The sequence below is a fragment of the Microbacterium sp. A20 genome (assembly GCF_004794515.1).
Lineage (GTDB): Bacteria > Actinomycetota > Actinomycetes > Actinomycetales > Microbacteriaceae > Microbacterium.
The window spans coordinates 63,217-73,420 of sequence record NZ_SSDF01000060.1 but is presented as its reverse complement, the minus strand read 5'-3'; the positions used below and the strand labels follow the sequence as shown (position 1 = coordinate 73,420).

Below are 10,204 nucleotides of genomic sequence, written 5' to 3'. Positions count from 1 at the left end.
TGCGGGCGCAGCGCCGTTCCGCGCGAGCAGGTCGCGCGCGAGCATCGTGCTGCCGGCCACTGCGGCCGGCATGATCGCGACCGCCCCGCCGGGGATCAGGAAGCAGAGCTGCGTCGCGACGCCAAAACCGAGCACCCGCGCGCGACTGCCCGAGAAAAGCGCGGAACGATCGGTCGGGCTGAGGTCGCGCGCGTCGAAGGCACGGCCCGTGAGTTCGCGCGCCAGCAGCCGCCCGGTCAGGACGACACCCGAAACCGGGCCGAGGAAGCCGCCGACCGCCGGGATGAGGCCGATCAGGAGCACGCCGATCGCGATCAGGATGCCGAGCACGACGAGCCGGAGCCCTTCGCCGAGAGTGGTCCAGAAGCTGCCGCCGTCGGCGGGCGGGGGTGAGCCGAGGTCGACCTCGACGGCATGCCAGATGCGCTGATAGAACGGGTCGCCGATGGTCAGCGTCAGCGCGCTGAACACCACGCTGGCGAGAGCCAGGGCGGCAGCGACGACGACCAGTCCCACAGCGGTGCGCAGCAACCCTCGCCACGGCTCGATCCATCCGTCGGCGAACGGCGTCAGCCAAGTGGAGACCGACGGCATGCCGATCACGAGGGGGACCAGGGCGGCGGCGAGCACGATGACCGCGATGATCGCCGGGATCAGCCCGAGCAGCATGAGACCCGGTCGGGTGCGCCACAGCCCGAATCCGCGCAGCAGGGTGCGGATGCCGGCGGCGAACTCTCGGATCATGGCTTCCAGCGTAGGTGCATCGCTCAGACCACCTTGCGGAGCGTGTAGCCGCGCGGAGTGGCCACGAAGCCCGCCTCCTGGAGGGCGAGCGCGAGCTCGGTGCCGTAGACGCCCTCGCCGTTGATCTTCTCGACGGTCAGGGTGTCGAGTCGTCGGGCGCGTGCGGTGGCGGCCAGGTCGGCTGCTGCGGCGCGCAGCACCTCGCCGTCGTCGCTGAACGACAACACCGTGCGGCCGCCACGCTCGAGGGAGAGCACGAGGGTGCCGTCGACGAGCACGACCAGGCCGCCCGCCTTGCGGCCGGGGCGGTGCGACACCCCGTCGAGCTTGGGCCACCCGAGGGCCGCGCCGTAGGGGTTCGCAGGATCGGTGGCCGCGAGGGTCACGGCCTTGCGGGGCGGCGGATCGGCGAGCCCGGCGTAGGTGCGGAGTCGGTCGACCGTGCCGGAGGCGGCGAACTGCGCGGCCCCGAGCTTCTCGATCACGTAGCCGCGACGGCAGTGGCCCGCCTCCTCGAACCCGGCGAGTACGCGGTACGCCTGGGCGAAGCCGCCGGGAACGCCCTCGGCCTGCACGGCGCCGCGGGTGACGACCCCGTAGCGGTCGAGCAGGAGGCCTGCGGTGACGGTGGCGCGACGGGCGGCATCCGTCTCGAGCGCCGGCAGCAGCGACCAGCGTCCGCCGATCGACGCCGGCCGCGGCGCCGCGGAACCCGTGAAGGATACGCCGCGATAGGTGCGGGCGCGGGGTGCTCGGCGCTTCACCTTGTGGGCCTGCGAGCCGCCCGCGAGGAGCGAGCGGATCGGGCCGAACGTATCGTTCGTCACGTAGCCCGACCACGTCAGCGACCACAGCGCCTCGAGCACGGACTGCTCGTTCTCGGCCGCGGCCATGTCTTTGAGCTGAGCCGCGAAGTAGGCGCCGCCGACGTCGAGCGCGATGAGGATGCGCGACTCCAAGGAGTCGGATGCGATCTCGGCATCCCGCTCCGGCAAGGTGAAGGGCGCGAGGTCGACCGGATGCAGCGACACCCAGCCGTCGCGACCCGGGAGCGTGCCGTGGCCGGACCAGATGACCTCGCCCGCCGCCGTGAGCTCGTCGAGCATCGCGGGGGAGTAGTCGCGCACCCGCGAGGGCAGGACCAGCGATTCCCACGCACTCGCGGGGATCGGCACCCCCGCGAACTGCTCGATCACGCTCAGGACGCCGTCGACGCCCTCCAGTGGCCGGCCCACGTGCTGCCAGTCGGGGAGGAACCGTGCATAGGCCTCGGGGGAGACCGGCTCGACCGAACCGCGGATGGCCGCGAGCGAGCGCATCCGCAGGCGACGCAGCACCTCGCTGTCGCACCATTCGATCGCGTCGCCGGTCCCTGAGCCCGTCGAAGGGCCGGCAGCCTCCGGCAGGAAGTAGCCGCTCGTGAGACGGCCGGCGTTCTCGAGCCGCTGCAGGGTGTGGCGGGCGACCGCGGAGCCGAGTCCGAACCGAGTGGCGACGGCATCCGTCGTGAAGGGGCCGTGCGTGCGGGCGTGGCGGGCGACGAGGTCTCCCAGCGGGTCGGCCAGCGGTTCGAGGAACGCCACCGGGATGCCCGTCGGGAGAGCGACGCCGAGCGCATCGCGCAGTCGTCCTGCGTCTTCGATCGCGGCCACCCGGCTCACACCGCCGATCGTCACCGGGATCGCGCGGCGCGCGGTGATCAGATCGTCCAGGAGCGCGGCGGCGGTCGCGGTGTCGACGGTCTCCGCTTCCGTCTCGAGCACACTCGCCGGGTCGAGGCGTGCCGCCACCTCTTCCGCGTCGAGTGGTCCGAGCATCCGCAGCAGGTCGGCGACACCCTCGAGTCCGCGTGCACGGCGGTCGGGGTCGAGCCGCTGCGCCTCCCGCTCGAACTGGGCGATCACGTCGGGGTCGAGCAGCTCGCGTAGCTCGACAGTCCCCAGAAGTTCGCCGAGAAGGGCGGGGTCGACCGAGAGGGCCGCGGCCCGGCGCTCGGCGAGGGGCGAGTCGCCCTCGTACATGAAGGCGCCGACGTAGCCGAACAGCAGGTCGCGGGCGTAGGGCGACGGCTGGCCGGGCTCGGTCTCGACCAGCCGGATGCGGCGGTCGGCGATGGAGGTCGCGAGCTTGCGCAGGGAGGGCAGGTCGTAGACGTCCTGCAGCACCTCGCGCAGGGTCTCGAGGATCACCGGGAAGGTCGGATGCCGCCGGGCCACCTCGAGCAGTTGCGCCGACCGCTGTCGCTGCTGCCACAGCGGCGTGCGCTTGTTCGGGTTCATCCGCGGCATGAGCAGCGCCCGCGCCGCGCACTCCCGGAACCGCGAGGCGAACAGCGCCGAGCCGCCCACCTCCTCGGTGACCAGGTGCTCCAGCTCGTCGGGCTCGAACACGAAGAGCTCGGCTCCGGGCGGCTCGGCCTCGGCATCGGGGATGCGCACGATGATGCCGTCGTCGCTCGCCACCGCCGATCCTTCGACGCCGAGGCGCTCGCGCACCCGGGCGTTGATCGCCAGCGCCCACGGCGCGTGCACCTTCATGCCGTAGGGAGAATGGAGGATGACCCGCCAGTCGCCCACCTCGTCACGGCCGCGCTCGACCGTGAGCGTGCGGTCGGTCGGAAGGGTGCCCGTCGCCTCGCGCTGCTCGGTCAGGTGGGCCATGAGGTTCGCGCGCGCCTGCTCGTCGAGACCCGCCTCGATCAGTCGCTGCGCCGCCTTCTCGGGAGTGGCCGCCGACACCTCACGGGAGAACGCGCCCAGTGCCTCGCCGAGCTCGAACGGCCGACCGATGCCGTCGCCGTGCCAGAACGGCACTTTCCCGGGCTGGCCGTATGCGGGGATGACGTTGACGCGATCGTGGGTGATCTCGGCGATGCGCCAGCTCGTCGTCCCGAGCGTGAACACGTCGCCCACCCGCGACTCGTAGACCATCTCCTCGTCGAGCTCGCCGACGCGGGCACCAGTCGTCTCGCCGGCCACGAACACGCCGAACAGGCCGCGGTCGGGGATGGTGCCGCCGCTGGTCACGGCGATGCGCTGCGCGCCGGGCCTTCCGGTGAGGGTGCCGGCGTCGCGGTCCCACACCAGGCGCGGCCGCAGCTCGGCGAACTCGTCGGACGGGAAGCGGCCGGCCAGCAGGTCGAGCGTCGCTTCGTAGGCCGAGCGGGGCAGCGCCTGGAACGGTGCCGAGCGGCGGACCGTCTCGAACCACTCCTCGACGCTGATGGCTCCGAGCGCGCTCGCCGCCACGGTCTGCTGCGCGAGGATGTCGAGCGGGTTGCGCGGCACCTGGATCGCCTCGATCTTGCCCGCCAGCATCCGCTCGGTCACGATCGCGGTGTGCAGCACGTCGCCGCGATGCTTCGGGAAGAGCGCGGCGCGGCTGATCTCGCCCACCTGGTGCCCGGCGCGGCCGACGCGCTGCAGCCCCGAGGCGGCGGACGGCGGGGCCTCGACCTGGATCACGAGGTCGACCGCGCCCATGTCGATGCCGAGCTCGAGGCTGCTCGTCGCGACGACGCAGCGCAGCACGCCCGACTTGAGCTCTTCCTCGACCTGGGCGCGCTGCTCCTTCGACACCGAGCCGTGGTGCGCCTTGGCGAGCGCGGGATCGGCGCCCGCAGTGGCCCCGGCCTGCGCCATCATCGCGGCGGGCACGGTCGCGGCCGGAAGTTCGACCCCGATCCGCTCGGAGTAGATCTCGTTCAGGCGGCCGGTGAGACGCTCGGCCAGTCGGCGGGAGTTGGCGAACACGATCGTGGAGTTGTTCTGCAGGATGCGGTCGACGATCGCCTCTTCGACGTGCGGCCATACCGAGCCGGTGACCTCGCTGTACTCGGCATCCGCCGCCTCTCCCGGCACTCCGGGCGGCGGTGGCGGGTTGGTCATGTCGTCCATCGGCACGACCACGCCGAGCTCGAAGGTCTTGGATGCGGGAGGGGCGACGATCTCGACCGGTGCCGAGCCGCCGAGGAAACGCGCCACCTCGTCGATGGGGCGGACCGTGGCCGAGAGGCCGATGCGCTGCGCCGGGGTCTCGATGCCGTTGAGTCGGCGCAGCGCGTCGAGGCGCTCCAGGCTCACGGCGAGGTGCGCGCCGCGTTTGGTGGCGGCGACCGCGTGCACCTCGTCGATGATCACAGTGTGGACGCCGCGCAGCGTCTCGCCCGCGCGACTCGTGAGCATGAGGTACAGCGACTCGGGGGTGGTGATGAGGATGTCGGGTGGGTCGGAGACCAACTTGCGACGGTCGCTCGAGGTCGTGTCGCCCGAGCGCACGCCGACCGTGACTGCGGGCGCGGGCACGCCGAGCCGCCGGGCCGACTGCCCGATGCCGATGAGTGGGGACCGCAGGTTGCGCTCGACGTCGACGCCGAGGGCCTTCAACGGCGAGATGTAGAGGATGCGCGTGCGCGGCTCGCCCTTCGCGGGCGGGGCCGTCTCGCGCATGCGCTCCCGGAACACGCTGTCGATCGCCCAGAGGAAGGCCGAGAGCGTCTTGCCCGAGCCGGTCGGAGCCACCACGAGTGCGTGCTTGCCCGCCGAGATCGCGTCCCAGGCGCCCGCCTGCGCGGGGGTGGGCGCGGGGAACGCACCCCGGAACCAGTCCTGCGTGGCGGGGGTGAAGCGTTCGAGCACGTCGCTCATCCCTCCATCTTCGTCGAGGCCGGGGACATCGGGGCGAAAGGGACGCGCGACGAGCTTGTCAGGGGCGTCGTACCCAGGTACGACGCCCCTCCGCAGTGGGCACTTCGGGCCGACGCGACGCGGATGCCTCCGCTCATACCGTCTCCTTATGCCCACCGAACAGACCGCTTCCGCCCCTGCCCGAACCGCCCTCCGTGCTCTCGTCGCGATCGCCGGAAGCGTCCTCGTCGCGGTCGCCCTGACGATCATCTGGATCGCCCGGCTGAGCATCGATCGGGTGCTCTACGTGAGCGGACTCGGGGCCGCCGGTGAGCCGACGGCCGGGTGGTTCGAGCTCGCACTGCTCCTGCTCGTCGCCGGGGGCTTCTCGGTCGCCTGGGCCGCGCGCGGTCTGCGTTCGACGGTGCCGTGGCTGAGCATCTGGTCGCCGTCCCTCTCGGTGGCGATCGCGTCGTCGCTGTTCCTGGTCGCCTCTCAGGTGCCGTGCACCACCGGATGCCCACTGCCGGTCGGTCCCACGTTCACCTGGCAGGACCTCGTGCACACGACGGTCGCCGTGCTCGCGTTCGCGCTCGCCGCGTTCGCGATGCTGCAGGTGTCGTTCGTGAAGGACCGCGCGATGCTGCGGATCCTGTCGCTGGGCGCCGGTATCTCGACCGCGCTGATCGCCGCGGCGGGCGGCATGCTCTCGCTCCTGCAGTTCCGCACCGACATCGGCAGCATCCTCGAACTCGTCGCGACGACGATCGGGATGGGATGGCTCGCGATCCTCGGCGTCGAGACGGCGGTCTCGCAGCGGCCGCGCGCGGTGCGCAGGCAGACGTGGGAGCCGGTATCGCGGGGGAGTGTCGTCGACCGTGCCACCGCGCCGCGCCCCGCGACCGGAGCGCTCATCGCCGTCGCGGGCTGACGGAACACGACGGGTGCGGTGCGTAGAGTCGTCCCATGCGAGAGTCAGCACCCGCCGAGGGCGAGGTCCGCGCGATGAATCTGCCGCGTCCTCCCGGGGTGGTGCGGCGGTTCTGGAGCCGGCATCCCTGGCTGTTCGACGGGCTGCTCGCCTTCCTCTATCTCCTCCTCAGCACATTCCTGGCTCTCGTCACCCCGCTGTCGTCGGGAAGCTGGTCGCCGGACGCGTCGATCATCGTTCCGCTCGTGCTCGGTGTGGTGGCCGCTGCCGGACTCCTCCTGCGTCGCCACCGACCCTGGCTCACGTTCGCGGTGTTCGCCGTCGTCGCGGTCATCGCCTTCGTCTCGGACACCCCGGCGGAGCCGTTCGGACTCGGCCTCGCGCTCTACGCCCTCTTCGTCTACCGGTCGAACCGCAGCGGATGGATCGCGTTCGGGGTGACGGTGTTGGCCGGTGTCCTCGTCTTCCCCGCCCTGGACTGGTTGCGTCGCGGCGCCCCGGAGAGCGCCTTCACCTCCGTCCCGGGGAGTCTGCTGTTCCTCGTCGTGATGCTGATCGCCGCGCTCCTCGGAGTGACCGTGGGTGATCGACGCCGGTATATCGGGGCGATCCTCGACCGCGCCAACCAACTCGCGCGCGAACGCGACCAGCAGGCACGCATCGCGACACTGGCGGAGCGCGCCAGGATCACCCGCGAGATCCACGACGTGGTCGCGCACAGCGTGTCGGTGATGGTGTCGCTCGCCGACGGCGCGAGCGCGCTTGCCGAGAAGGATCCGCAGCGGTCGCGAAGCGCGATCCAGGAGATCGGCGAGGTCGGTCGGCAGTCGCTCGTCGAGATGCGGCAGCTGCTGGGCGCGCTCGGCGACGAAGCCGGTGATGGCGAGGAGCAGAGCCCGCTGCGGCCGAACCCCGGGTTGAGCGAGCTGGCTGCGCTGGTCGAGACCTTCCGCACCGCGGGGCTGCCAGTGACGGTGCGCACGGAGGGAACAGCACCGTCGTCGCCCGCCGTGCAGAACACGATCCACCGCATCGTGCAGGAAGCCCTCACGAACGCCCTCCGGTATGCGAAGGAACCGCGCGAGGTCCTCGTGAGCCTCGACTTCCGGGCCGACCTCCTCGTCATCGAGATCACCGATGACGGACGGCAGGGGCCACCGGCGGCGTCGGTCGGATCGGGGCGCGGCCTCGTCGGCATCCGTGAACGCGCCCGCCTCGCGGGGGGAACGGTGGAAGCGGGCCCCGTGCCCGGCGGCGGCTGGCGGGTGCGGGTGGAGATCCCCGAACAGGAGGAGGGCTCATGAGCGAAGAGCAGATTCGCGTGCTCATCGTCGACGACCATGAACTGATCCGTCGCGGGATGCGGATGGTGCTCGACGCCGAGGACGACATGCGCGTCATCGGGGAGGCGGCATCCGGCGCGGAAGCCGTGCACATGGCGGAAGATCTGCGGCCCGATGTGATCCTGATGGACATCCGGATGCCGGAGATGGACGGCATCGAGGCGACCAGGCGCATCGTTCGAGGGACGCCGGCGAGCCGAGTACTGGTGCTCACGACGTTCGACCTCGACGAGTACGCGTTCGGGAGCCTGCGGGCCGGTGCGAGCGGGTTCCTGTTGAAGAACACGCCGCCCGCGCAGCTGACCGAAGCCATCCGTGCGATCGCCGCCGGTGACGCCCTCGTCTCCCCGCGAGTCACCCGGTCGATGCTCGACCTGTTCGCCACCCGCCTGCCGCGGCAGACCGAGACCGTCGACCCGAGGTTGGACGTGCTGACCGAGCGGGAGCGGGAGGTGCTCCTCGCGATCGCCAAGGGCTACAACAACACCGAGATCGGCCAGACTCTCTTCGTCTCCGAGTCGACCGTGAAGACCCATGTCGGACGCATCCTGCAGAAGCTCGACCTCCGCGACCGGGTGCAGGCGGTGATCCTCGCCTACGAAGCCGGGCTGGTGTGATGATGCCGGACCCGGAAGAAACCCAGGCCCGGCACCGATCGCCCTGGTCACGACCCCAGCGACACCTCCTGCAGCGACCCCTCGCCGTCGATCTCGAGTGTCAGATCGAGGTCGAGTCGGCGCAGGAACGCGTCGTCGTGGCTGACGACGAGCACCGCTCCCCGGTAGGTGCGCAACGCCTCGACCAGCTGGTCGACCGTGTCGACGTCGAGGTTGTTCGTCGGCTCGTCGAGCACCACGAGGTGCGGGGCGGGATCGGCGAGGAGCAGTTTCGCCAGTGCGACGCGGAAGCGCTCGCCGCCGGAGAGCGCGGACACCGGACGCTCTGCCGTCGCCCCGCGGATCAGGAACCGGGCGAGCCGGTTGCGCAGCTCCTTCTCCGGGACCTGGGGTGCTGCGGCCGCGATGTTCTCGAACACCGACCGCTCCTCGTCGAGGCCGTCGACCCGCTGCGGCAGGTAGCCGATCAGGTCGGTGTGGGACTCGATGTGCAGGGTGGGCCGTTCATGACTCCTCGATTCTTCGGCTGAATCGGCCGAAGAGCCCTGTTCCGGGCCATCGGCCGTCGTAATTGAGGAGTTGTGAACACCGCCCGCGACCAACCGCTCGAGCAGCGTGGTCTTGCCGGCGCCGTTCCGTCCGATCAGCGCCACACGCTCCGGACCCTGGATCACCCACGCCCGCTCCTCGTCGCCGACCGTCGCGATGCGGCGGCTGCGTGACACCTGCGGATCGGGCAGCTCGATCTTCATCGAGGAGTCCGAGCGCACGCGGCGCCCGGCCTCCTCGCGCGCGGCATGGGCGGCCTCCTCCTTCGCCCCGACCTCGGTGCGCAACTTGCCAGCCGACACCTCAGCGGCCATCTTGCGACCGTGCGCGATGATCTTCGGGACCCGCTTCTCGATCTCGGCCTTCTTCGCCGTGCGGGCGCGATGCGCGAGCTTGACCTCGGCCTCGATCCGCTGGCGCTTCTCCTTGCGGAGCACCTGCGCAGCCGCGACCTCGGCCTGCTTCGCGGCATCCTGCTCGGCGTCCAGCCAGGCGCGCCACTCCGAGTACGGTCCGCCGAACACGCTCAGCGTCTGGGCATAGAGCTCGGTGGTGTCGTCCATCAGCTCGAGCAGTGACAGGTCGTGGCTGACGACGATGAGCGTGCCCTTCCAGGCGCGCACCATCGCTGCGAGCTTCGCCCTGGCGTCGCGGTCGAGGTTGTTGGTCGGCTCGTCGAGGAGCGTGATCGGCGCGCGACGCAGGCGGATGCCGGCGATCGCGACGAGCACGGCCTCGCCGCCGGACAGCTCTCCGACCCTGCGGTCGAGGAACTCCGGGGCGAGACCTGCCTCCGCCAACGACGCCTCGGCGCGGGCTTCGATGTCCCAGTCGTCGCCGACCGCATCGAAGTGGGCGGGGCCGACGTCGCCGGCGCTGATCGCCCGCACGGCGTCGAGCGCCACGGAGACGCCGAGCAGTTCGGCGACGCGGCGGTCGACATCGAGGGTCAGCTGCTGGGGGAGGTAGGCGACCTCGCCGGATGCCGTGACGACGCCCGACGTCGGTTCGAGCTCACCGGCCATCAGCCGCAGCAGCGTCGACTTGCCCGCGCCGTTGCGACCGACGAGTCCGGTGCGTCCGGATCCGAAGGCGCCGGAGACGCCGTCGAGCGCGACCGAGCCGTCGGGCCAGGTGAAGGTGAGCCGGTCGAGGATGACCGACGCGTGAAGAGTGGTGGGTTGTGACATGAGTGTCTCCTGTCGAGTGCGAGGGTGCACTGACACCGGACCTCTGCCGGTCCTCGACCGGACGCGGAAGCGTCGCGGGAGGAGGGAGGTCAGCCGTGGAGTCGGCGATCGTCGGGTCAGCGCGCGGAAAGAAGAGCGCGGAGGCGACGGATCAGATCAAAGGACTTCCAGACACGGCGGACAGGACTCCACGACGATACCCGGG

The 10,204-nt window shown here is 71.1% G+C and carries 6 protein-coding genes; 3 read left to right on the top strand and 3 right to left on the bottom strand.

The features are described 5' to 3' along the window. Window positions 1-744 (bottom strand): EI24 domain-containing protein (locus DW298_RS05060; RefSeq protein ID WP_136041364.1); only part of this gene is annotated, 744 nt, incomplete at its 3' end. Between the two features lie 23 nt (window positions 745-767). Next, window positions 768-5,390 carry an ATP-dependent helicase gene (locus DW298_RS05055; RefSeq protein ID WP_136041363.1) on the bottom strand — a complete coding sequence of 1,541 codons (4,623 nt, stop codon included), beginning with the start codon at window positions 5,388-5,390 and terminating at the stop codon, window positions 768-770. A 148-nt stretch (window positions 5,391-5,538) separates the two neighbouring features. Here DW298_RS05055 and DW298_RS05050 point away from each other — a divergent pair, with 148 nt between their 5' ends. The 3 genes from DW298_RS05050 to DW298_RS05040 are packed head-to-tail and all read left to right on the top strand — an operon-like array spanning window position 5,539 to window position 8,260. Next, window positions 5,539-6,300, top strand: coding sequence for a DUF998 domain-containing protein (locus tag DW298_RS05050; protein WP_205820260.1), 762 nt, complete (start codon window positions 5,539-5,541; stop codon window positions 6,298-6,300). A gap of 35 nt (window positions 6,301-6,335) precedes the next feature. Next, window positions 6,336-7,604 (top strand): sensor histidine kinase, encoded by a 1,269-nt coding sequence (locus tag DW298_RS05045; protein WP_136041362.1) that lies wholly within the window; start codon window positions 6,336-6,338, stop codon window positions 7,602-7,604. Beyond that, window positions 7,601-8,260 (top strand): response regulator transcription factor, encoded by a 660-nt coding sequence (locus DW298_RS05040; protein ID WP_136041361.1) that lies wholly within the window; start codon window positions 7,601-7,603, stop codon window positions 8,258-8,260. Before DW298_RS05045 ends, DW298_RS05040 begins: the two co-directional genes overlap by 4 nt. Window positions 8,261-8,307: 47 nt before the next feature. Here DW298_RS05040 and DW298_RS05035 read toward each other — a convergent pair whose 3' ends face one another. Next, entirely contained in the window at window positions 8,308-9,999 is a 1,692-nt protein-coding gene (locus DW298_RS05035) for an ATP-binding cassette domain-containing protein (protein WP_136041360.1), read from the bottom strand. Window positions 10,000-10,204 lie beyond the last annotated feature (205 nt).

What these genes read in the sequence shown, in the direction of transcription:
- DW298_RS05055 (WP_136041363.1), bottom strand. Translation starts at nt 5,390, where the DNA reads ATGAGCGACGTGCTCGAACGCTTCACCCCCGCCACGCAGGACTGGTTC.
- DW298_RS05050 (WP_205820260.1), top strand. Translation starts at nt 5,539, where the DNA reads ATGCCCACCGAACAGACCGCTTCCGCCCCTGCCCGAACCGCCCTCCGT.
- DW298_RS05045 (WP_136041362.1), top strand. Translation starts at nt 6,336, where the DNA reads ATGCGAGAGTCAGCACCCGCCGAGGGCGAGGTCCGCGCGATGAATCTG.
- DW298_RS05040 (WP_136041361.1), top strand. Translation starts at nt 7,601, where the DNA reads ATGAGCGAAGAGCAGATTCGCGTGCTCATCGTCGACGACCATGAACTG.
- DW298_RS05035 (WP_136041360.1), bottom strand. Translation starts at nt 9,999, where the DNA reads ATGTCACAACCCACCACTCTTCACGCGTCGGTCATCCTCGACCGGCTC.